Origin of the sequence: Lutibacter sp. (assembly GCF_041562875.1) — a bacterium.
Lineage (GTDB): Bacteria > Bacteroidota > Bacteroidia > Flavobacteriales > Flavobacteriaceae > Lutibacter.
The window spans coordinates 1-23,273 of sequence record NZ_JBFFOE010000029.1 but is presented as its reverse complement, the minus strand read 5'-3'; the positions used below and the strand labels follow the sequence as shown (position 1 = coordinate 23,273).

The 23,273-nt window shown below is 27.6% G+C and carries 21 protein-coding genes; 12 read left to right on the top strand and 9 right to left on the bottom strand.

The window, feature by feature from the left end:
* Positions 1–39: 39 nt before the first annotated feature.
* The 5 genes from trmD (at position 40) to ABY863_RS06120 (ending at position 5,627) form a co-directional block, all read left to right on the top strand.
* Positions 40–717: a tRNA (guanosine(37)-N1)-methyltransferase TrmD gene (trmD, locus tag ABY863_RS06140; RefSeq protein ID WP_372793382.1), complete on the top strand. Its 678-nt coding sequence runs from the start codon at positions 40–42 to the stop codon at positions 715–717.
* Between the two features lie 88 nt (positions 718–805).
* Positions 806–1,156 (top strand): 50S ribosomal protein L19, encoded by a 351-nt coding sequence (gene rplS / locus ABY863_RS06135; RefSeq protein ID WP_372793381.1) that lies wholly within the window; start codon positions 806–808, stop codon positions 1,154–1,156.
* A 778-nt stretch (positions 1,157–1,934) separates the two neighbouring features.
* On the top strand, positions 1,935–4,160 hold the full coding sequence (locus tag ABY863_RS06130; protein WP_372793380.1) for an NADP-dependent isocitrate dehydrogenase: 2,226 nt from the start codon (positions 1,935–1,937) through the stop codon (positions 4,158–4,160).
* A gap of 187 nt (positions 4,161–4,347) precedes the next feature.
* Entirely contained in the window at positions 4,348–4,572 is a 225-nt protein-coding gene (locus ABY863_RS06125; protein ID WP_372793379.1) for a DUF6095 family protein, read from the top strand.
* Positions 4,572–5,627, top strand: a complete 1,056-nt coding sequence (locus ABY863_RS06120) for a D-alanine--D-alanine ligase (protein WP_372793378.1) — start codon at positions 4,572–4,574, stop codon at positions 5,625–5,627. Before ABY863_RS06125 ends, ABY863_RS06120 begins: the two co-directional genes overlap by 1 nt.
* Here the strand turns inward: ABY863_RS06120 and ABY863_RS06115 are convergent.
* Genes ABY863_RS06115 through ABY863_RS06085 form a run of 7 tightly spaced genes read right to left on the bottom strand, consistent with a single transcriptional unit; the run spans position 5,620 to position 12,314 of the window.
* Positions 5,620–6,114, bottom strand: a complete 495-nt coding sequence (locus tag ABY863_RS06115) for a DinB family protein (RefSeq protein WP_372793377.1) — start codon at positions 6,112–6,114, stop codon at positions 5,620–5,622. The genes ABY863_RS06120 and ABY863_RS06115 overlap by 8 nt on opposite strands.
* Positions 6,115–6,160: 46 nt before the next feature.
* On the bottom strand, positions 6,161–6,775 hold the full coding sequence (locus tag ABY863_RS06110) for a hypothetical protein (RefSeq protein ID WP_372793376.1): 615 nt from the start codon (positions 6,773–6,775) through the stop codon (positions 6,161–6,163).
* Between the two features lie 19 nt (positions 6,776–6,794).
* Positions 6,795–8,255, bottom strand: coding sequence for a lipopolysaccharide biosynthesis protein (locus ABY863_RS06105; RefSeq protein ID WP_372793375.1), 1,461 nt, complete (start codon positions 8,253–8,255; stop codon positions 6,795–6,797).
* Complete coding sequence (gene wecB / locus ABY863_RS06100) at positions 8,255–9,334, bottom strand: non-hydrolyzing UDP-N-acetylglucosamine 2-epimerase (protein WP_372793374.1); 1,080 nt, start codon at positions 9,332–9,334, stop codon at positions 8,255–8,257. Before wecB ends, ABY863_RS06105 begins: the two co-directional genes overlap by 1 nt.
* The gene (locus ABY863_RS06095; protein WP_372793373.1) at positions 9,331–10,608 is read right to left on the bottom strand and encodes a glycosyltransferase; all 1,278 of its coding nucleotides are present in this window, start codon (positions 10,606–10,608) and stop codon (positions 9,331–9,333) included. The genes wecB and ABY863_RS06095 overlap by 4 nt, the downstream gene beginning before the upstream one ends.
* Positions 10,609–11,793, bottom strand: coding sequence for a glycosyltransferase family 4 protein (locus ABY863_RS06090; RefSeq protein WP_372793372.1), 1,185 nt, complete (start codon positions 11,791–11,793; stop codon positions 10,609–10,611). It abuts the gene before it with no gap.
* Between the two features lie 5 nt (positions 11,794–11,798).
* Positions 11,799–12,314 (bottom strand): methyltransferase, encoded by a 516-nt coding sequence (locus ABY863_RS06085; RefSeq protein ID WP_372793371.1) that lies wholly within the window; start codon positions 12,312–12,314, stop codon positions 11,799–11,801.
* A 305-nt stretch (positions 12,315–12,619) separates the two neighbouring features.
* Between ABY863_RS06085 and ABY863_RS06080 the strand changes: the two genes are divergently transcribed.
* Positions 12,620–15,556, top strand: a complete 2,937-nt coding sequence (locus ABY863_RS06080) for a two-component regulator propeller domain-containing protein (protein ID WP_372793370.1) — start codon at positions 12,620–12,622, stop codon at positions 15,554–15,556.
* Between the two features lie 9 nt (positions 15,557–15,565).
* Positions 15,566–16,321: a LytR/AlgR family response regulator transcription factor gene (locus tag ABY863_RS06075; RefSeq protein ID WP_372793369.1), complete on the top strand. Its 756-nt coding sequence runs from the start codon at positions 15,566–15,568 to the stop codon at positions 16,319–16,321.
* Here the strand turns inward: ABY863_RS06075 and ABY863_RS06070 are convergent.
* On the bottom strand, positions 16,311–18,743 hold the full coding sequence (locus ABY863_RS06070; RefSeq protein WP_372793368.1) for a YfhO family protein: 2,433 nt from the start codon (positions 18,741–18,743) through the stop codon (positions 16,311–16,313). The genes ABY863_RS06075 and ABY863_RS06070 overlap by 11 nt on opposite strands.
* Positions 18,744–19,007, bottom strand: a complete 264-nt coding sequence (locus tag ABY863_RS06065; protein WP_372793367.1) for a DUF4834 family protein — start codon at positions 19,005–19,007, stop codon at positions 18,744–18,746.
* A 101-nt stretch (positions 19,008–19,108) separates the two neighbouring features.
* Here ABY863_RS06065 and ABY863_RS06060 point away from each other — a divergent pair, with 101 nt between their 5' ends.
* The 5 genes from ABY863_RS06060 to ABY863_RS06040 form a co-directional block, all read left to right on the top strand.
* Positions 19,109–20,044, top strand: a complete 936-nt coding sequence (locus ABY863_RS06060) for a transporter (protein ID WP_372793366.1) — start codon at positions 19,109–19,111, stop codon at positions 20,042–20,044.
* A gap of 5 nt (positions 20,045–20,049) precedes the next feature.
* A complete protein-coding gene (locus ABY863_RS06055) occupies positions 20,050–21,168 on the top strand; it encodes a GTP cyclohydrolase (protein WP_372793365.1) in 1,119 nt (372 codons plus the stop codon).
* Positions 21,169–21,876 (top strand): 16S rRNA (uracil(1498)-N(3))-methyltransferase, encoded by a 708-nt coding sequence (locus ABY863_RS06050; RefSeq protein WP_372793364.1) that lies wholly within the window; start codon positions 21,169–21,171, stop codon positions 21,874–21,876.
* A 4-nt stretch (positions 21,877–21,880) separates the two neighbouring features.
* A complete protein-coding gene (locus ABY863_RS06045; protein WP_372793363.1) occupies positions 21,881–22,552 on the top strand; it encodes a DUF4159 domain-containing protein in 672 nt (223 codons plus the stop codon).
* A 1-nt stretch (position 22,553) separates the two neighbouring features.
* Positions 22,554–23,273 (top strand): bile acid:sodium symporter family protein (locus ABY863_RS06040; protein ID WP_372793362.1); only part of this gene is annotated, 720 nt, incomplete at its 3' end.

Genomic DNA, 23,273 nt, shown 5'->3' with positions numbered 1-23,273 from the left:
AATTATTCATTATTAATTATTCCCTATTATCTTTGCCAAATGCGAATTGATATCATAACAGTTTCTCCAGAATTAATTAAAAGTCCGTTTGAATTTTCAATAATAAAACGCGCTATTGACAAAAATTTAGTTGAAGTTTATTTTCATGACTTAAGAGAATATGCCTTAAATAGCTACGGAAAAATTGATGATTATCAATTTGGTGGTGGTGCAGGAATGGTTTTAATGATTGAACCAATTGACAAATGTATTTCAAAATTGAAATCAGAAAGAATATATGATGAAATAATTTATATGACCCCTGATGCTCCAACTTTAAACCAGCGAACTGCAAATACACTATCGTTAAATAAAAACATGATTATTCTTTGTGGTCACTACAAAGGTGTAGATCAAAGAGTTAGAGAATTATTTATCACCAAAGAAATCTCTATTGGTGATTATGTATTAAGTGGAGGGGAATTAGGTGCTGCCGTTTTATGTGACACTGTTATTCGATTAATTCCAGGTGTTTTAGGAGACGAAACTTCAGCATTAACAGATTCATTTCAGGATGATTTACTTTCACCTCCAGTTTACACCAGACCTGCTGAATATCTGGATCTTAAAGTTCCAGAAGTACTATTATCAGGCAATTTTCCAAAGATTGAAGAATGGCGTAATGACCAAGCTTTTGAGAGAACAAAAAAAATTAGACCCGACTTGTTGGAAGACTGATATTTTTTACTAAATTTGCATTCTCAAAATTAACCTCTGACGAAAATCGTGAATGTTGGTCATTGAAAAAACCCATTAAACATTAAAAATGGAAAATTTAGTAAAGTATATACAAGACGAATTTGTAACTAAAAATGAATTCCCTCAATTTCAAGCAGGAGATACCATTACAGTTTATTACGAAATTCGAGAAGGTGAAAAAAAACGTACACAGCACTTTAGAGGTACTGTAATTCAAAGAAGAGGGAGTGGTGCTTCTGAAACTTTTACAATCAGAAAAATGTCTGGAACAGTTGGAGTTGAGCGTATTTTCCCAATGAATTTACCTGCAATTCAAAAAATTGAGGTAAACAAACAAGGTAAAGTTCGTAGAGCTCGTATTTTCTACTTCAGAGGTTTAACTGGTAAAAAAGCTAGAATTACCGAAAAAAGAAGATAATCATTCTCAAATAAAATTATTAAAACCTGTTTTGAAATTCAAAACGGGTTTTTTTATTAACAAATGTTCATAAGCTAAGTTTATATCTTGTTCAGAACTAAATAGTTATAAATTTGGAAAATCATTTTTTCTGCCTTTAATTTACAAAAGAATTAACAGAGAGACATTAATATAAAACTCTAAATGCAAATTTAAAGTTGAACTGAAATGCTCAAAGTGAAGTTCTAAATGTTCTTGAACATCGTTTTTAAAACTAAACTTTAAATAGTAATGTGCCCAAGTATTTAGCATGAATAAATGGAAACATAGTTTTAAAAGCAAAAATTTAAAATAATACGTTAAAGCGAGTAATTTTATTAAGTTACAACAAAGTTTTAAGTTTTATTTTAAATGAAACGACTCTTTAATAAGAAGTTGAATTTGTAAGAAATCAACAAGTTGCAGTAAAACTATTTATTGTGGGTGATCTTTAATTAGAATAGCTAATACAATAAATAAAATTAACTGAAAACTTATTAAAAAAATCTGTTTCAGCAAAAAGCCATGATAATGAGAAATCAATATGATGGCTTTTGTTATTTTCACCCATTATTAGTCCTATAAAATATCATCTTTATTTTTAAAGTAACTACAAAATACAACCACTATTTATAACGTTTTCGCACTCAGTTTTTCACCAATTATTTAGTATATTTACGTCGCTTAAATTAAATTAATTAGTAACACATTAATTACTAACATTATTGATAAATATAGTATTATAAACACAATTAAAATTATGAGTAAATTACCTAAAATTATTTATACAAAAACAGATGAAGCGCCAGCTTTAGCTACATATTCATTATTGCCAATTATTGAAGCTTTCACAAAATCTTCGGGTATTGATGTAACAACTAAAGATATTTCCCTAGCAGGAAGAATTTTAGCTTTGTTTCCAGAATATTTAACTCCCGAACAGAGAGTCTCGGATGCTTTAGCAGAACTTGGTGAATTGGCTAAAACACCTGAAGCAAATATTATTAAATTACCAAACATTTCTGCATCTGTACCTCAATTAATTGAAGCTATTAAAGAATTACAATCGCATGGTTATGCAATACCTAATTATTTAGAAAACCCTAAAACCACTGAAGAAAAAGAAATACAAAAAAAATACAATACTGTTAAAGGATCAGCAGTAAATCCTGTTTTACGCGAAGGAAATTCAGATCGTAGAGCTCCAAAAGCGGTTAAAAATTTCGCCAAAAAGAATCCACATTCTATGGGCGCTTGGTCTGCAAACTCAAAAACTCACGTTTCTACAATGAAAAGTGGTGATTTTTTCTCTAACGAAAAATCTTTAACCATTTCTAAAGCTGGAGATGTTAAAATTCAATTTGTAAATCAAAATGGAGTAAAAACAATATTAAAAGAAACAACTACTTTAAAAGCAGGTGAAATTATTGATGCCACTTTTATGAGCAAAAAGGCTTTAGTAGCATTTCTTGAAGAACAAATTAAAGACGCTAAAGAAAAAAATGTACTGTTTTCATTACATATGAAGGCAACAATGATGAAAATTTCTGATCCAATTATTTTTGGTCATGCAGTTACTTCCTTTTTTAAAGATGTTTTTGAAAAACATAGCACAATTATTAAAGAACTTGGGGTTGATGTAAATAATGGTTTTGGAGATTTGATTAGTAAAATACAAAATTTACCAAAAGCTCAAAAAGAAGCAATTGAAAGTGATATAAAAACTTGTTTAGAAAATGCCCCTGCAATTGCAATGGTTGACTCAGATAAAGGCATTACCAACCTTCATGTTCCAAGTGATGTAATTATTGATGCTTCTTTGCCAGCTATGATTCGTACATCTGGTCAAATGTGGAATGCTGATGGCAAACTACAAGATACTAAAGTAATTATTCCAGACAGTACGTATGCAAGTTTATACGACGCCACAATATCATTTTGCAAGGAACACGGTGCATTTGATCCTAAAACAATGGGAACAGTTCCTAATGTTGGTTTAATGGCTCAAAAAGCAGAAGAATATGGTTCTCACGACAAAACTTTTGAAATAAAAGAGAATGGAACTGTACAGATTGTAGATGCTTCTGAAAATATATTATTAGAAAGTGTTGTTGAAGAAGGAGATATTTGGAGAATGTGTCAAGTAAAAGATGCTCCAATTCAAGATTGGATAAAGCTTGCTGTAAATAGAGCAAGAGCAACTAATGCTCCAGCAATTTTTTGGTTAGATAAAAATAGAGCTCACGATGCTCAAATAATAGAAAAAGTAAACACTTATTTACCAAATTTTGACACTACTGGATTAGATATCCAAATTATGTCACCTAAAGAAGCTACATTATATACATTAGAAAGAACTAAAAATGGATTAGACACTATTTCTGTAACAGGAAATATCTTGCGTGATTATTTAACCGATTTATTCCCTATTTTAGAATTAGGAACTAGTGCAAAAATGTTATCAATAGTTCCTTTAATGGACGGCGGAGGTTTATTTGAAACTGGTGCTGGAGGATCTGCTCCTAAACATGTTCAACAATTTACAAAAGAAGGTCATTTAAGATGGGATTCTTTAGGAGAATTTTTAGCATTAGCTGTTTCATTAGAGCATTTAGGTGAAAACTATAATAGTCCAAAAGCTTTAGTATTAGCTGAGACTTTGGACCAAGCCACTGATAAATTTTTAGAAAATAGTAAATCTCCTTCTAGAAAAGTAAATGAATTAGACAATAGAGGAAGTCACTTTTATTTAGCAATGTATTGGGCAGAAGCATTAGCAGCTCAGAAAAAAGATGCTGAATTGAAAGAACAATTTACTAAAGTAGCTGCTACATTGGAAGAAAATGAAACTACCATTGTTAAAGAATTAAATAATGCACAAGGATCTCCTGTAAATATAGGTGGTTATTATCATTTTGATGATAGTTTAACTGAAAAAGCAATGAGACCTAGTTCAACACTAAATAGTATTATAGATACTATTTAAAAGAAAACTTTAGGTTAACTATTTAAAAGCGAGAATATTAATTCTCGCTTTTTTTTGAAGCGTGTTTTAAAAATAAATATAACACTACTACCAATAAAATTATAAAAAAATTAACTCACAATTAATATATATCAATTTAGTATTTTTGGATAATATATACACTATAGAAAAATAAGAATTTTAAGAAATGGGAACAAACAGAGATGAGTTAATACGTGGATTAAAATATGAGCTAGCTGCTTTTCCTTTATTAATTTTAGGCCCAATATTAATAACTATTGGCTTTAAAGCTATAAAACACCAGCAAAATTATTTATGGCTTTTAATTGGGATTTTCGTTGCGACAACTGCAATTATTCTTGGTTTCTTAGGGATACGAATTATTTTAAATGCCTTTTTTAACGACAAATAATGAAGTTTCCTAATTATAAAAAATTCGCAAATTGGGAATACTGGCCTTCCTATATGTTTTATTTACCCGTTATTCCTTATGCCTGCTATTTAGCTTTAAAAGCAAAAAGCTTTGGTTTTTTTTCAGCTGTAAACCCTGCTATTGAAGGTTCTGGTAACGGTTTAGAATCTAAATATAATACTGTTCAGTTACTACCAGAAAAATATAAACCAAAAACAATATATATTAAAATAGATGATAAAATACCCTCTATTTTAACAAAACTTGAAACTAATACCATTAATTTTCCTTTAATTATTAAACCCGATATTGGTTTTAGAGGATTATTAGTAAAAAAAATTAATTCAGAAAAAGAACTTCTTGAATACCTTCAAAAATACAATTCAATAAACTTAATAATTCAAGAATTTATTGATTATAAAAATGAATGTGGTATTTTCTATCATAGAATCCCTGGTGAAAAAACTGGTGAAATCACTTCAATTACCCTTAAAAAATATTTAACAATAGTTGGAAATGGCACTTCTTCAATTCTAGAACTTATATTGAATGATGATAGAGCGAAAATATATGTAGATTTAATTTCCGAATTAAATAAAGATAAGCTATTTACTATTCCTTTTAAAAATGAAGAAATTGTATTAAATATTATTGGAAATCATTCTAAAGGCACTCAATTTATTAATGGAAATCATTTAATAAGTAAAGAGTTAACTAATTTTTTTGACAGTTTGAGTAATAGCATTAAAGGTTGGTATTATGGTCGTGTAGATATTAAATACCATAATTTTGATGAATTAATTAAAGGTGAAAATTTTAAAATAATTGAAATAAATGGTGTTATTTCTGAACCAACTCATATTTATGATGCATCAAAAGGAAGTTATTTTGATGCACTAAAAGCAATAAAAGATCATTGGAAGTTAATTTATATTATTGGTGTGAAAAATAAAAAATTAAATAATGAACATTTTACAAACCTAAAATATTTAATTAATATCTACTATAATTACAAAAAGTATCTAAAAAAGGTGAGTGAGTTAAGTACTAAGTAGCACTTTTTACTCTAGGAGTAGTTGGATTGAAACCAAAATCTTCATCTGGTAATTGTATTCCAAGCTGGGAAATAACATACCCAACACTTGCAAAATGATGTATTGCATGACTGTGAGCTTGAATCAAAATTGCACTTAAAGTATAATCTGCAGTTATAATTCCCAAACCTAAATCATCAGTAACTTTTACAATTTTATTGAAATCTTGCCTATTTAAAGTTTGTAAATCAGCTAGTATTTTATCAAAATATTCAATTCCGTTTTTTGTGTAATTTTCAGCCAATTCATTTCGTTTTCTATTAATTAGATTTATCTCCTTTGAATCCAATCCTTCAAAAATACAATCAAAAACATCTAAAATATGACGCATATGTCCTCCAATACTTGAATAATATGGAGCTATTGTAGTATTGCTATATTCTTCATCAGAAATACATTTTAACAATTGTATTCCTCTACCTAAATTTTTTTCAATAGCTTCAATCATACTTATTAAGTCCTAATTTTTAATTTCGTAAATATAAAAAATAAATTTAAGTCACTAACTTCATTAAAGTCAAAATTCCTAATACCAGAAATAATATGCTTAAAATAATATTAATGTTAGTCGCAATAAATGAAACTTTCTTAATTATAATTTTTGCAAATAATATATATGTGTAAAACAGAAGAAATGAACCTATTGCTGCACCTATCACAAATAAAAATATATATGGTTGCTGTATCACAATTTTATTCACTGAAACTAAATAAATACTTAATCCTAAGTAAAATGGAATTGCCAACATATTAACTGAAGACATTGCTAAACCTCTTACAAAATAATTTTGATTCGTATTCTTAGAATTAGTTGTTATCTTTTTTCTAGAAAGTAAAAAGAAAAAAATAGTCAATGCAAAAAACACAAATACAGCAGCTATTTTTAAAATTTCAATAATTTTTGGATTTTTAACAAAATAATCCGCAAAAAACAATGCAATTCCTGCTTGAAAAAAAACGATAATTGATGCTCCTAATGCAAATTTTAAGCTTTGAATTTTACCTGTATTAATTCTAATTTTTAGAGCTGTCATATTTAACATTCCCGGTGAGATTAAACCGAAATAAGCCATGATAACTCCGTATAAAACATGAACAATATAACTCATTATTAGTTTTTAACTTTGTTTATTTTAATGTCAAATACTTAGATACCAGTAAATCAATATCTTTAGATATTTGTAATTTTTTTATTAAAACTAAATATAAAACACCAACAATAATAGATTTTAAAACCATATTTACTATTGGATGGAATGAAAAATTCCAAAAATAAAATGCTGTAAAAATTGCTAAAATAACAGCAATTATTTTAATTGATTGAATGCTAAAAGGTTGAATTTTTAATTTCATTTTTATATAAATAATTTTAAAAATAGTGAACACAATTATAACAATTAGAGTTGCTAAAGCAGAACCATTTATTCCAATTAAACTTATTAACCATTTATTTAATACTATAACACTAATTGCCATGGCCAATGATATATAAAAAAATATTTTATAAAATTTAGAGTTCACCAAAATTGAATTTCCTGTTCCAAAAGCAAGTTCCATTAATTTTGAAACTGAAATAATTATAACTACCCAAATACCTTTTGTAAATTGAGGCTTATTAATTAATTCATATAAATCTGCAATATTTAAATTAATTAAGAGAAATAATAATCCACCTATAACTAATAAATTAATTGAAGTTTGCTTGTACATTATTTCAACTTCTCCAATATTATTCTCATTCATATCTTTTGCAGTGATAGAAGTTGTTATTTGCTGCATGGCTCTTGTTGGGATAGCAACGGCACTTGCAATATAAATACCTACAGAATAATATGCAACCTGTGCAATTTGTTCCATTTGAGGAATCATAAACTTATCAATTTCTAATAAAACTCCTGCCGCAGACCCAGCAACAATTATATATAATGAAAAAGATAAAAGTTCTTTTATGTTTGAAGGCAGCTTAAAAATTAAGGTTGGTTTACAAATATAAAACGCATAAATTTTCATTATTAAGGTTCTTATTCCATACACAATAACAATGGCATATATAAATTGTTCATTTGTTAGCCATTCAAAATACACTGCAAATAATAAAAATGATGTACAAACACGCGCAAATATTTCTTTTACAAAATTTCCAAAAACTGAATTATATTTTACTTTAGTCCAAGAATAAAACACTTCAAAATACCCCATAAATATGGCTACCAAAAAAATAAGCCACGTATAATTTTTTATCAAAGGATTTTCTGAAGAAACCCAAGTTGCAATAGTTTCATATAAATAAGCACTAACTAATCCTAAAGGAATAATTACCAATAATGGAATAAAAATTGTAGAAATTAAGAATCCATCTTGCTCAATTTTTGTTTTATAAGATGAATAATATTTAATAATGGTATGTTGCATTCCAAAAACCAACAATGGTAAAATAATATTTGCTGTAGACAATAAAAAAGTAATCAATCCAAAATAATCTTCATGCAAAAAGTGAGTAAATAAAAACATCACATTGATGCCTCCAATAGCAAAACCTACAAAAAGGATTATCGTATTGATAAAAGATTGTCTTAAAACAATACCCATTATAAAATATTTAGAATTTCAGCGTAAACCTTCTCTCCTACTTCATTTCCATACAATTCAACCTCAAAATTAGCTGATGAATTTTGAAAATTTTCGAAAGCATTTACCATACTTATTTTATCGCTCCCAACAATTTTAGCAAATCCGTTTGAAACTAATTCTACCCATTCTGTTTCTTCTCTGGAGATTATACAATGTTTTTTATTGAAAAAAGCTTCTTTTTGAAGCCCACCGCTATCAGTAATTACCAAATTACAGTTTTTTAGTAACTCAAGCATATCAAAATAACCAATTGGCTCTATGATAGTTATATTATATTTTAAATTAAATTTATCTAAAATAGCTTTTGTACGTGGATGCAATGGTAAAACAACTTGTTTTTGTTTACTTATTGCTTCTAAACCTTCAAAAATTGATTTCAAATTATTAATATTGTCTGTATTTTCTTGACGATGAATGGTAGCCAAAACAAACTCATTAGTTTTCAAATTTAATTTTGAAACAATTGAAGATTTTTCTTCTGAAGTTTTCCCATAAAATTCAACAGCATCTTTCATAATATCGCCACATTTTACAACTTTTGAAGGCAATGCTGAAAAGCCTTCATTTTCTAAATTTTCAATAGCTGTATCAGTTGGGCACAATAATAAATCAGAAATTCTATCTGTTAAAATTCTATTTATTTCTTCAGGCATTTTCATATTAAATGAACGTAAGCCAGCCTCTACATGTACCACTTTAATGTTTAGCTTTTTTGCTGCCAAAGCACCTGCTAAAGTTGAATTTGTATCCCCATAAACAACAACTACATCTGGCTTTTCCTCAATTAAAATTTCTTCAATTTTCTGCAACATTTGCCCGGTCATTGCACCGTGACTTAATCCGTTAATGTCTAAATTGTACTTTGGTTTAGAAATTTCCATTTCTTCAAAAAAAACAGCACTCATATTAGCGTCATAATGCTGACCTGTATGAATAATTACTTCTTCAATAATTTTATGCTTAGAAATTATTCTACTTAATACTGCTGCTTTCACAAATTGCGGTCTTGCACCTAATATGGTTACAATTTTTTTCATTCAGTAATTGAATTTATGATGTCAGAAACTTTTTTGGTTAATTCTCTCCTATGAAATTGCTCAATATTTTTTGAATCAACCATTAAATGTCCTGTTTTAAATTTGGAATACAAATCTAATATACATTTTTTTAATTCTAGCTTACCTTTAAAATCAATTACAAATCCACCATTCGTTATAGAAAGTATTTCTGCTAAATCTCCATCAATTGGTGCGATTGCCAAAATTGGACGTTTAGCCATTAAATATTCAAATATTTTACCTGTTAATATACCTTTAGCACTTGGTACATTGTTTACAATTAACAATAAAACTTGTGATTTTTTTTGAAATTCAACAACTTGTTCATGAGCAACATAGTTTATTATTTTAACATTCTTAGTTAACTTATGGTTTGAAATCTCTTTTATAATTGAAGTGTCAACTTTACCAATTAATTTTAATTCAAAATCGGTTTTAAAATCTTCATTTTCATTTACAATTTCAGATAAAACTTTCCATAACATTTTAGGGTTTCTATCTGCATTCATCAATCCAATATGGGTCATCGTAAATTTAGCATCTAATTTAATTTTAGATGCTAAAATTTTCCCATCGAAACCATTTGTGATTGTTATTGTGTTTTTATTGTATTTACTATAATTTTCTTTCATAGTATTTCCAACAACCAAAACAGCATCTGCTTTTCTTAAAACTTCAGTTTCTAAAGAATGATGTTTTTTAATTGTGCTTTTAGTTAAAGGTAACTGATGAAAATAATCTATTTCAGTCCACGGATCACGAAAATCTGCAATCCATTTTATAGCTAATTGTTTCTTTAAATTTAAACCAATTAAATGCATACTATGTGGTGGACCTGTTGTGATTATAACATCTACTTTGTTTTCTTTTAAGTACTTTTTTAAATAATTTACCGATGGTTTTATCCAAAATTTTCGAGCATCTGGAATAAAATAATTAGCACGAATGTATTGCAATAATTTACCAAAAAAAGAAGGATTCTGATTTAAAAACCCAACACTTTGATTTTTACTTTTACCGAAAATTGTGAATAAATTATTCGGTTCCCAAATTGGTAGTTTTAATATTTCTAAATTTTCAGGAATATCTTTTAAAAGTGATTCGTCTTCTAAAACATAGTTTGGATTCTCAACAGTATAAACAATAGGTTCAACATCAAAATCTCTAAAATATTTCACAAATTTAAGCCAACGTTGTACTCCTGAACCTCCAGCTGGTGGCCAATAATAAGTTATGATAAGTGCTTTTTTCATTTATAAATTAGCATATAAATCTATTAATTTTTCCGAAGTCTTTTCCCAACAAAATTCATCCTCTACAAATCGTTTTCCATTATTTCCTAATACTTCACACAATTCCTTATCATCATAAAACTTTAAAACTTTAGTTGCAAAATCTTCTGGATTTTTTTCTAAATGCACCAATCCTGAATTTGTTTTTTCTATTAAATTTTTCTGTGCAATAGCGTTACTTACCAAAACAGGTTTTGCAAAACTCATATATTGAAAAAGTTTGTTTGCATACGCAACATCATGCTGAATATTTCTATCTAAAGGCGAAATACAAACTGAACTTGCTTCTATGTATGATGGAAATAGTTTTACATTCTTCCAACCTTCAAAATCAACATACTTTTGAATTCCTAAATCTTCTACCTGCTGCTTTAAAATAGCATCAGTAGTGTTACTTCCAACAATTACTAATTTTACATTTGGGATTTTATTTTTTAAAATATTTACAGATTCAATTGCCGTTTGCAATCCTCTTCGCAAACTTGTATCGCCTAAATATAAAATTACAAAACTGTTTTTATACCTGCTAACAATCAATTTATCTATTATTGCCTCTTTATAAAATGATTGATGTATTGTATTAGGAACCAACACAATTTTTTCCTGAGAAATTTTTGTTCTTTCTACAACTTCATTAATAAATTCTTGAGAAACTGTAATAACTTTAGTCGCTTTTCTAATAAATTCTTCTTCTTTTTGCTTCCATTTTTTTGGCGAAATTAATTGTTTACCCGGAAATTTCTGAAGATGAGGATAAAACTTAATAATCTCAGGCATATTATCATGTAAATCTAAAACAGTGGCTAATTTTAATTTATTATTTGCTTTAAAAACAGCTTCAGCAATTCTAATATCATGAATATGAACAACTTCAATCTTATGTTTAAGTAAAAAATGAAGAATTTTCCGTTTCAATAAATACGTGTAAAATGGAAAAGTATAAGCCAATGCTGATAATTTATATTCCAATTTATTTGACTGATATCTCTTTACATTAATACCATTAATAATGGCATCTGTATTCGTTTTATCATATTTTAAACAGAATAAGAATATTTCATGTCCTTTTTCAATTAAAGAAATTGCTTCGTTTTCAACCCGAGGATCAGGTGGAAACGTTTTATCTAAAATCATCCCTATTCTCATATCAACTATTTTTCAGCATATACGGCATAAAATCTAGGTGTAAATTTTCTTAAAATGGGTCTAAAACCAATTTTATTAATTGGGCTTGTCCATTTTTCAGTCTTTTTAATATCCCAACCCGATTTTTCAAGTAACCAATCAAATTGCCAATCTTCAAATTCATGGTAATGTCTATCCCATTCATCGGTTTTACTTCTATAAGCTTTGGCAAACCATAAGTTTAAGGGTATTGTAGTAATAATTTTTGGAGCTTCAATAGTACATAAAACACTAAATGGAGAAATTAAATGTTCAAATATTTCAAAAGCAGTAACTGCATCAACTTTATACTTTTTTACAATCTCAGGAACTAAGTCTAAATCTTCACCATTGGTATTATAAACAGTATATCCATTCTGCTCCATTATTTCACTAAATGTATTACGAACACCTAAATCTAAAATAGTTGCTGGCGCAGGTAAAACATTTTTTAAAAAATTTAATGTATGTTGATATCTTTTTATATGTAACTTATTATGCATCAGGTAAATAAATAAAAATTTTATGAAGTAGCAAGGTATTGATTTAATTATAGAAAATCAATAAAATAAATCTCCTTAATTTTAAAAATTAATTCCATAAAAAAAGACACTTTATTAAAGTGCCTTTTCCTTTTTCATAGTAATCATCTTTATCAAAAAATTTTCCTCTGATTGAGTTAATCTTGGTGAAAGTACTATAAACATTCTCTTTTAAAAAGTTTAGTTTTATAAGTGCAGATATATTACCTGTATGCGTGCTATTTAAGTTCATAAGCGTTATATTTGATGTTCATATTAAATCATTAATGGGTAAAATTGTCCCTTTTATTATTGCCTACTTCTTATTCCAGACGATTTTATTCGCCCAAATACCTGGTTTCACTCAATTTAATAGCAATAATGGACTACCAAGTAATACTATTTATGATATTAATCAAGATGAAAATGGGTTTATTTGGTTAGCTACAGATTATGGATTAAGTCGTTTTGATGGACTTTCTTTCAAAAATTATACAATAGCTGACGGTTTACCTGATAATGAAATACTTTACTTTTTTAAAGATTCAAAACAACGTATTTGGTTAATTGGTTTTAATGGGAAATTAGGCTATCTTCAAAATAATAAATTTTATAATTCTGAGAACCAAGCTTTTTTAAAAGGTTTAAATTTCAATAATTTTGTACCTGATATATTTGAAGATAGTAAAAGTAACATCTGGTTTTTACAATCTGTTTCTACTATAAAAAAATTAGATACTGCTAATATTATCACTAATTATAACACCTTAAAATTATCATCTAATAAAAATTTTAAAAATGCCAAAATCATTGAAAACAGTAGAAGTGAAATTAAAATATTAACTTCTTTAAATACAATAAACAATAACAAAGAAATATATAGTTGTTCTTTAAAAGATTCTGTATGGAAACCTATAAATTTAAGTTTATATAATGAAAAAATAGCCAAAAATCTTAGAAGAAAAAACTCAGAAGAGTTTAAAAGCATTAATCCTATAACAACGCAAATTTCAAATACAATTTTTAATGATTTTAAGTATGGGTACACCTCAAATTTACTCTATCAAACTCTACCTTTTAATGATTCTTTTTTAATAACAAATTTAAGTGAAGCTGCTCTTATTATTAATTTAAATGACATTTCTAAAAACAAAAAAATATTACCCTCTATACATACTACTAAATCTTATTTAGATAAAGAAAAAAACATTTGGGTAGGGAGTCAGTCTAATGGTGTTTTTTTAATTCCAAACCTTCATATTAATGGCATTCAATTTGAAGACGAAAAGAGAAATGATTTATATACTGTGAATTTATTTCAAAATAAAATAGCTATTGGAAATAAACAAAGTGAACTTATTTTATTAAATATAAATAACTTAAAAGAAATAGCCTCATATAAAGTAAATGATAACTCAAAAAAAATTAGACAACTAAATATCTATGATAATTCACTTTACATTTTAAGCGATTTTAATATTCACAAAATAGACACTTCTTTAAAGCTTGAACGAATCAAAAATATGTATGATTCTGATTTTATTAACCATAGATTGCAAAATTTTAAAGATATATGTATCGAAAAAGATTTTATTATTACTGCTAATGCGGGAGGAGTTGGTAAAATTAACAAGAAAACAAAGTCTACTAAAAAACTGTGGAATAAACGTAGCACTTCAATAAGCCACAACGAAAATGGGAATATTTGGATTGGAACTACAAATGGACTTTATTACTATAACAAAACAACTACTGAGAAATACGATTTAGGAGAACAGTTTAACAATAGTATTATTTATGCGCTAGAAAATTCATCAAAAGGGTTATTAATTGGATCAAATTCTTATGGTTTCGGAGTTTTAAAAAATAATGTGTTTAAAACATTCTCTACTAAACAAGGATTGTTAAGTAATTATATAAAATCTATTTTTATTGATACCCAAAACAATATATGGCTTTCAACCAATTTTGGTTTAAATTGTTTAAAATTAAATGAAGTTAATGAACTTATTAGCTTAAAAAGTTACACAACTTCTGATGGCCTGTACAGTAATGACATAAGAGCTTCTTATGTTTATGAAAACAACGTATATGTAGCAACATCAAAAGGATTAAACATTATTGACCTTTCTAAAGAATCCACTTCAATTTCAGCCCCAACTATTTTAATTGATGAAATTTTTATAAATAATACGAGTATTGATAAAACAAACGGACAAGTATTTAATAATAAATTAAATAATATTCAATTTAATTTTTCGGGAATTTCTTTTAAGAGTTTAGGTAATATTGCTTTTAAATACCAATTAAAAGGGTTAGAATCTGATTGGATTACAACCAAAACCAATACGATAAGGTATTCATCATTACAACCTAACAGTTATACTTTTGAATTGAAAGCTATTTCAAAAAACAACTTAGAAAGTACGCCTGTTTTATTTTCATTTACAATAAATCCTCCTATTCATAAAACTTGGTGGTTTCAAAGTCTTATTATCTTCACTTTAATTTCTCTAATAATTTTTATTTTTTACCGAAGAAATATTAGACTAAAAAGTATGCGAAATACCAAAGAGCAAATTTCAAATTTAAGATATCAAGCATTAAATGCTCAAATGAATCCGCATTTTATAAACAATTTATTAGTGAATATTAATGATTTGGCTGAAAAAGGAGAAATAAAAGAAGTAAAAGGAAGTCTTGATAAATTTGCTGAACTTGTTAATTTAATTTTGAATTCAACAAAATCTAATCTTATTAATTTAACAGATGAAATTGAAATGGCTAAATTATATTTAGAACTTCAAAAATTAAGATTCAATAAAAACAGTTCCTATTCTATTAACACTGAAGCTATTTCTCAAGAAGAACTTGAAGCTATTTTGGTGCCGCCAATGATTTTACAACCTATTATAGAAAACTCATTTAAACACGGTTTTAAAAATGGAAATAATTCAAATATCATAACTGTTAATTTTAAAATTGAAAACGATGAATTTCTCCTTTGTGAAATTTCAGATAATGGAAAAGGAATTCAAAATAATGGAAATTCAATAAAATATAAAGCTTCTGGAATTTCATTTTCAAATATTAATGAACGTCTTCAATTAATTAATGAATCCGATAGTAAAGAAAATTTAGTCTTAATTTCAAATATAACAGATGAATTTAATACTTTAGTAGGGTTAAAAGTAACCCTGAAAATTCCTTTAATTAGTTTTTAAATAGAATACATGATTCGTGCTATAATTATTGAAGATGAAACTGCTGCTTACCAGCATTTAAAAAACAGTATAGAGACAAATTACAGTTCTCAAATAACTATAGTAGGTCACGAAACTGGTGTGCAAAAAGGAATTAAATTAATAAATGACTTACACCCTCAATTGGTTTTTTTAGATATTGAATTACAAGATGGTAATGGTTTTGAAATTCTAGATTATTTTTCAAATTCTTCTGATTTTGAAGTTATTTTCACAACTGGCTTAAGAGATTACAAAGAAAAAGCAATGGATTATTTCGCTTTTTATTACCTAAATAAACCTATAATAGAAGAGCAGTTAATTACTGTAATAGATAAATTTATTGAAAAAAAATCTGCTTTTAATTCTGAAAAATATACTGCTTTTAAAAATCAATTAGAAAGTGGCCCTAAAAAAATATCATTAACAATAACAAATGGACATTATATAATATTGGATGTGGATGATATTATTTATTGTGAAGCAGACGGAAGTTATACTCATTTTTTTACAACTAGCAACAAAAACTATACTTCTTCTAATAATTTAAAAAAGGTTGAAAATATTTTACAACACACTTCTTTTTTTAGAATTCATCGTTCTACACTACTTAATTTAAAGCATGTGTTACAATATAATAATGCAGGGGAAATAAAGCTCTCTAATAACAAAAAACTACTTGTTTCTTCAAGAAATAAAACAAATTTTTTAAGAGTTTTAAAACTAATGAACTACACTATACATTAGACTTTCTTTTTTTAACAAAAAACCACCCTACTGGAATTAACAGTAACAATAAATATGAAATTAACGTTATAATGTTTCCTGTTTCAATAACTGTTGGCTCAAACTTAAATTCAATTATGTGTTTTCCCTTTGGAATTTCCATTCCACGTAACACATAATTAACTTGGTAATGAGGTGTTAATTTACCGTCAATATATGCATTCCAACCGTCTTTATAATACATTTCTGAAAATACAGCAAACTGATTTGTTTGTGAATTAGATTCATAGGTTAATTCATTTGCTTTATATGCTTTCAATTGAATTGAAGCCGTAGAATCTTTTGGGTAATTTACAGGAAAATCACTACTTATAAATTTACTATTTATTACAGCCTCCTCCTTTGTTTTTAAACTATCTAATGCCTTAATTTCTTCATTTGCAGTAGTTACAGTTTTCAAAGTAGTTATAAACCACGCATTCCCATTAGCTTCTGGATTTTCCTGTACAGCTTCACGCTGAGTACCATCGTCAAAAATTAAATACTTGGTATTTAACATATTTAAAACTTCAATATTGTTCTTCGCAATATGAAAGTCATATAATTCTTGATATCGCCTTGGTTTTGCAGCATGATACCCTCCAATAGATTTATGAAAATAAGATGTTGCACCATCAGCCATGATATTTTTGGTAAAATCTGCAACTCTGTAAATACTTTTATCTTTTAATATTTCTTTATCAATTTCTGAAGCTACAAATGGCTTGTCCACTTTTCTTGCTGAAATAAAATACTCATCATTTACATATCTTTTATCAACATTTACAAGGTCAAATAACATTAAAATCGCAAAAACAATAACTAAAATAGTATGGTTAATTTTCTCTTTTAAAAACAACCAAATTGTTCCAGAAAATAAAACCACAAACACTAATGAGCGTAAACTATCATTAAAAAATAACGTTTTCCTGTCGGAAGTAATAGCATCTAAAAAACCTGCAATTTGTTCTTCAATTTGAAGATCCATTGGTGTTTCAAAAGTAAAAAACCCTGTACCACCAATTGTAAAAAGTAACGCTAAACCACCAACAATAATCGTTGACCACTTTAAAGCATGTATCTTAATTTCTTTTGAGTTTTCTGAAGAAATAAGTGCTTTTAACCCTAAAATACCTAATAAAGGAATTGCTAATTCAGCAATAATCTGAATAGAAGAAACAGCTCTAAATTTGTTATATAGCGGAACATAATCAATAAAAAAATCAGTTAAAAACGCAAAGTTTTTACCCCAACTTAATAGTATAGAAAAAATAGTTGCTGCTAAAAGCCAATTTCTAAGTTTTCGTTCAACTAAAAACAAGCCAATTACAAATAGGAAAATAAATAGTACTCCAATATAAGCGGGAGCAGCTACAATTGGCTGTTCACCCCAATACATAGATGAAATTTGTGCTAAATAATTGGCGTCTTTTGGATTTAGTCCTTTATTAACAGCATCTTGTAAAAAACTTTGTAGTTCGCCATTTTCTATAGTTTCATTTCGAGTTCCACCCATAAAACGTGGAATAAACAAGTTAAAAGTCTCAGCTTTTCCGTAACTATATTCAGTAATATAATCTCTAGCCAAACCTGCAGTAGGAATCTTTTTAGTACCATCTGGACTAATTGTTAATTCACTTTTACTTCGTGTACTTTGCTGAGAATATTCTTTCATAGCAAGCAAACTAGTTGCATTTGTACCAACAGCAATTAGTACAGCTATTAATAAAATACCAATACTTTTTAAAAATTGAGGAAATTCTTTATTTTTAAAAGACTCAATTAATTGAACAATCCCTAAGATTAAAACTAAAAATAGCAAGTAATAGGTCATTTGAACGTGACTTGCACTAATTTCTAAAGACATTGCCAATGCGGTTACCACAAATCCTAGCAAATATTTTTGTTGAAAAACCAATAATATTCCCGCTAAAACTAAAGGCATGTATGCAATTGCATGCGCTTTTGCGTTATGTCCAACTCCTAAAATAATTATTAAATAAGTTGAAAGTCCAAAACCTAAAGAGCCAACAATTGCTAATTTCCAATCTACTTTTAAAACCGTTAATAAAATAAAAAATCCGAAAAAGTACAGAAATAGATAGTCTGCTGGTCGAGGTAAAAAACGTAATAACTTATCTACTTTTTTAATAAAATCATTTGGATAATAAGTACTTACAGCATACGATGGCATTCCCCCAAAAGAAGTATTTGTCCAATAAGGCTCTTCATTATTTTCCTTTCTAAAATCTACTATTTCTTTTGAAGAACCAATAAATTGAGTAATATCACTTTGTTGAATCTTTTTTCCTTGTAAAACTGGCGAAAAATAAGCTAATGATACAAAAACAAAAGCTGCAATTGCAATAATATAAGGTGTGATTTCTTTTATCGAAAATTTCATTTATTTATCGTCTTTTACTTCTTCGTAATCTACATAATCACCAACATCCTTACTGCTTTCTTTACTACTGGCAGGTTTCTTATCTATAACCGTTTCACCAACATTTCCAGTTTCCTGTTTGTATTGATTTTCTTGTTGATCACGCATTTTCTTTTCAACATTTTTTACCACTTGTTTAATAAACAATGGCATAATATACCTTCCAATAAATTTAAAAGCATAATAAACAATAATTATAATTGCTATAGTTCTTAACAATCCCATTTAAATAAGTTTTTATAATTTCCAAAAATAACAATTTGAAAGTAACTAATAACGTTTAATTATATAAAATCTTATATTTGACACATCAATCAACCTAAAATATGAAAAGAGTTTATTTACTGCTGTTAATTTTAAGTTTTACCCAACTAATAAATGCTCAATATACTGAAATTATCAATTCTAAACGACCTGGTTTTTCTGAAAGTCCTTACAGTATTGGAACTAATGTATTTCAATTTGAAACTGGTGTTTTTTATAGAATTAGCGACAATGAAACCATTTATACTAGACCAAATACCATAGGTGGAGAGTTATTTTTTAGATATGGAAAATTTCTAGAAAAACTTGAAATTAATGCAAAAGTTGCCTATCAAAGAGATGAAATAAAGAACAATCCATCTGAAGCAAATTCTACTATTAGTGGTATTAGCGAACTTACTATTGGAGCAAAATATTTAATATATGAACAAAAATATACCGATAAATCTAAAGAAATAAGAAGTTGGAAACGTAGAATGGCTTTTGATAAAAAACGATTAATTCCATCAGTAGGTGCTTATGTAGGTGTAAATACAAATTTTTTAGGGTACGGATTTAAAGAAAATGAATTAAGCATAAAAGGTGCTGTGCTTTTACAAAACGATTTTTCTGACCGACTTGTTTTGTTAACTAATTTAATAGCCGATAAAATTTTATCAGACTCCAATGAATATTCATATATCGCAACTATGACCTATGCCATTAACTACAAATGGTCGTATTTTATTGAAAATCAAGGGATATTTGAAAAAAGTTTTACTCCAAAATTCCATTTTGGAACTGGCGCAGCTTACTTACTTTCTAATAACATACAATTAGATGCTTCAGTTAGAACTAACTTTTTTGATGATTATTCCTTTCTTTATTCTTCTGTAGGTGTAGCCTGGAGATTAGATAAACATTCCGATAAAATAATTCAAAAAAATTCACCAAAAGCTAAAACAAATAATAGAAGAAAAAAAGGAAATTTCTTTTCAAGATTATTTAAGAAGAATTAAATTTTATGATTACACTACAAGAAATAACAACCAAAAAGGAGATGAAAACCTTTGTTCAATTTCCTTTTAAATTATACAAAAATAATCCATATTGGGTTCCTCCATTAATAAACGATGAAATAAATTCATTTGACAAAACCATAAATCCAGTTTTTGAACACGCTGAAGCTCGTTATTTTGTTGCTCTTAAAAACAATGAAATTGTAGGTAGAATTGCAGCAATTATTAATTATATTGAAATAAACGAACAGAAATTAAAAAAAATGCGTTTTGGTTGGTTTGATTTTATTGATGAACTTGAAGTTTCAAAACTACTATTAAACAAAGTTGAAGAAATTGGGAAACAACATCAATTAGATTTTATGGAAGGTCCTGTTGGCTTTTCAAACCTTGATAAAGTAGGCGTTTTAACCGAAGGCTTTAACCATATTGGCACAATGATAACTTGGTATAACCATGCGTATTATAAAAATCATTTTGAAAAACTAGGTTTTACTATTGAAAAAGAATATTTAGAAAATAAATTTGAATTTAAAAATGTTGATCGTGCGCCACTAGAAAGAGTGAGCGAAATTATCAAAAAACGGTACCAACTTAAATCGCTTAATTTCACCAAAACAAAAGACATTATGCCTTATGTAGATGAAATGTTTGATTTATTTAATGAAAGTTATGCCTTATTACCTTCATTTGTACCAATTTCTGATATTGAAAAAGCCTATTTTAAAAAGAAATACATCTCATTTATCAACCCAGAATATATAAAATTTGTAGTTGATACTAATGACAAGATTATAGCTTTTGCTATTATTATGCCTTCATTTTCTAATGCGTTACAAAAAGCAAAAGGTAAATTATTACCTTTTGGATTGTTTCATTTATTAAAGGCTAAAAAAAATAGTAAAGATGTTATACTCTATTTAATTGGAGTTCATCCAAATCATCAAAGTAAAGGTATTCACGCATTGTTGTTTCTAGAACTTCAAATTTCTTGTGCATTAAATGGAGTTGAAAATTGTATTCGAACTCCTGAATTAGCAAGTAATAAAGCTATTGCAGCTATTTGGAAAAATTTTGATCCTGTAACTTTTAAAAAACGCTGTACTTATAAAAAAGTAATTTAAATGCAATTATTCTACAATCCTGAAATAACAAACAACACTCAACAAGTTACTTTTGATAAAACTGAAAGCAGACATATTGTTCGTGTTCTAAGAAAAAAAGAAGGTGATAAAATTTTTATTACTAACGGTTTTGGGCAATTATTTACTTCTGAAGTGATTATTGCAAACGATAAAAAATGTTTGGTGAAAATAAACCATATTCAAGATTACAAAAAACCTTGGAATTACTATTTACACATTGCAATTGCACCAACAAAATTAAATGACAGACTAGAATGGTTTTTAGAAAAAGCAACAGAAATTGGTATTGATGAAATAACACCAATTATATGTGAACATTCTGAGCGTAAAATAGTTAAAACGGAAAGAATGGAGAAAATAATCCATTCCGCAGCAAAACAATCTTTAAAATATCATTTTCCAAAACTTAACGAACCTACAACTTTTAGTCAGTTTATCAATTCAAATTTTAACGGACAATTATTTATTGCGCATTGTGAAGAAACTGATAAAAAATCATTAAAATCAGAATTAAAACCACAGTTAAAAACTACCATTCTTATTGGCCCAGAAGGTGATTTTTCTCCCAAAGAAATTCAACAAAGTTTGGAACATAACTTTATTCCAGTATCTTTGGGAGAAAGCCGTTTAAGAACTGAAACTGCTGGTATTGTTGCGGTTCACAGTGTTGCTTTTGTAAATGAATAAATAAATGAAAATAATTCACCCAATCACTCTTAAGAAAATACTTTTGGTTTTTGCCTTAAGCCTTTTGCCCATTACTTTTGTAACAGCACAGCAAATTGCAATTTTAAAATACAATGGTGGAGGAGATTGGTATGCAAATCCAACTGCATTGCCAAACTTAATTAAATTTTGCAACACTACTATAAACACTTCAATAAAAGAAAATCCTGAAACTGTTGAAGTTGGGAGCATTGATCTTTATAATTATCCAATTGTATTTATGACAGGTCATGGAAATATTCTGTTTTCAGATGATGATGCTGAAAATTTAAAAAACTATCTTATTTCTGGTGGTTTTTTACATATTTCAGATAATTATGGATTGGATAAATACATTAGAAAAGAGTTGAAAAAATTATTCCCTAATCAAGATTTCCAAGAAATTCCTTACAATCATCCCATTTTTCATCAAACATTTAATTTTGAAAATGGAATACCAAAAATTCATGAGCATGACAATAAACCTCCACAAGGTTTTGGCTTATTTTATAACGGAAGATTAATTTGTTTTTATGATTACGAGTCTGATTTAAGTGATGGTTGGGAAGATGAAGAAATACATCATGATAACTTTGAAACACGTGAAAAAGCATTAAAAATGGGTGCTAACATTGTAGAATACGCCTTTAAAAACTAATATGCCAGAAAATTTAGATTCACTTGTCATAAATTTCAATAAAGAAGGTCTTTGGGTGTTAAACATCACACTGGCACTAATCATGTTTGGTGTTGCTCTTGGAATTTCAATGGATGATTTTAAACGACTTTTTAAATCGCCCAAAATATTGTTGACAGGTGTTATTTCTCAGTTTATATTGCTCCCGTTAGTAACATTTATTTTTATAAAATTAGTAAATCCAATGCCCAGTATTGCATTGGGAATGATGATGGTTGCTGCTTGTCCTGGCGGAAACATATCTAATTTCATGACCCAAATGGCAAAAGGCAATACTGCATTGTCTGTAAGTTTAACAGCTTTTGCAACTTTGGTTTCTTTAGTGATGACTCCATTCAACCTTTATTTTTGGGGAAGTTTATATGCACCAACTGCGAAAATTCTTCAAACTATAGAATTAGATCCTTTTGAGTTAGTTAAATTAGTTACGCTAATTTTAGGTATACCCCTTTTAATTGGCATGTGGGTACGAAAATACAAGTCTAATTTAGCTGACAGATTAGCGAAGATTCTAAAGCCTATTTCTTTAATTATATTTATCCTTTTTATTGTTATTGCATTTTATGATAACTACGAAATATTTATAAATTATGTTCATTATGTTTTAATATTGGTAATTGCTCATAATCTATTAGCATTAATGACCGGATTTTATTTTGCAAAAGCAATGAGGCTTTCTTAT

Coding starts and splice junctions, on each gene's coding strand:
- ABY863_RS06050 (WP_372793364.1), top strand. CDS start 21,169: ATGCAATTATTCTACAATCCTGAAATAACAAACAACACTCAACAAGTT.
- trmD (WP_372793382.1), top strand. CDS start 40: ATGCGAATTGATATCATAACAGTTTCTCCAGAATTAATTAAAAGTCCG.
- ABY863_RS06115 (WP_372793377.1), bottom strand. CDS start 6,114: ATGATTGAAGCTATTGAAAAAAATTTAGGTAGAGGAATACAATTGTTA.
- ABY863_RS06090 (WP_372793372.1), bottom strand. CDS start 11,793: ATGAGAATAGGGATGATTTTAGATAAAACGTTTCCACCTGATCCTCGG.
- rplS (WP_372793381.1), top strand. CDS start 806: ATGGAAAATTTAGTAAAGTATATACAAGACGAATTTGTAACTAAAAAT.
- ABY863_RS06125 (WP_372793379.1), top strand. CDS start 4,348: ATGGGAACAAACAGAGATGAGTTAATACGTGGATTAAAATATGAGCTA.
- ABY863_RS06065 (WP_372793367.1), bottom strand. CDS start 19,007: ATGGGATTGTTAAGAACTATAGCAATTATAATTATTGTTTATTATGCT.
- ABY863_RS06085 (WP_372793371.1), bottom strand. CDS start 12,314: ATGCATAATAAGTTACATATAAAAAGATATCAACATACATTAAATTTT.
- ABY863_RS06045 (WP_372793363.1), top strand. CDS start 21,881: ATGAAAATAATTCACCCAATCACTCTTAAGAAAATACTTTTGGTTTTT.
- ABY863_RS06110 (WP_372793376.1), bottom strand. CDS start 6,775: ATGAGTTATATTGTTCATGTTTTATACGGAGTTATCATGGCTTATTTC.
- ABY863_RS06080 (WP_372793370.1), top strand. CDS start 12,620: ATGGGTAAAATTGTCCCTTTTATTATTGCCTACTTCTTATTCCAGACG.
- ABY863_RS06055 (WP_372793365.1), top strand. CDS start 20,050: ATGATTACACTACAAGAAATAACAACCAAAAAGGAGATGAAAACCTTT.
- wecB (WP_372793374.1), bottom strand. CDS start 9,334: ATGAAAAAAATTGTAACCATATTAGGTGCAAGACCGCAATTTGTGAAA.
- ABY863_RS06095 (WP_372793373.1), bottom strand. CDS start 10,608: ATGAAAAAAGCACTTATCATAACTTATTATTGGCCACCAGCTGGAGGT.
- ABY863_RS06060 (WP_372793366.1), top strand. CDS start 19,109: ATGAAAAGAGTTTATTTACTGCTGTTAATTTTAAGTTTTACCCAACTA.
- ABY863_RS06105 (WP_372793375.1), bottom strand. CDS start 8,255: ATGGGTATTGTTTTAAGACAATCTTTTATCAATACGATAATCCTTTTT.
- ABY863_RS06075 (WP_372793369.1), top strand. CDS start 15,566: ATGATTCGTGCTATAATTATTGAAGATGAAACTGCTGCTTACCAGCAT.
- ABY863_RS06130 (WP_372793380.1), top strand. CDS start 1,935: ATGAGTAAATTACCTAAAATTATTTATACAAAAACAGATGAAGCGCCA.
- ABY863_RS06070 (WP_372793368.1), bottom strand. CDS start 18,743: ATGAAATTTTCGATAAAAGAAATCACACCTTATATTATTGCAATTGCA.
- ABY863_RS06120 (WP_372793378.1), top strand. CDS start 4,572: ATGAAGTTTCCTAATTATAAAAAATTCGCAAATTGGGAATACTGGCCT.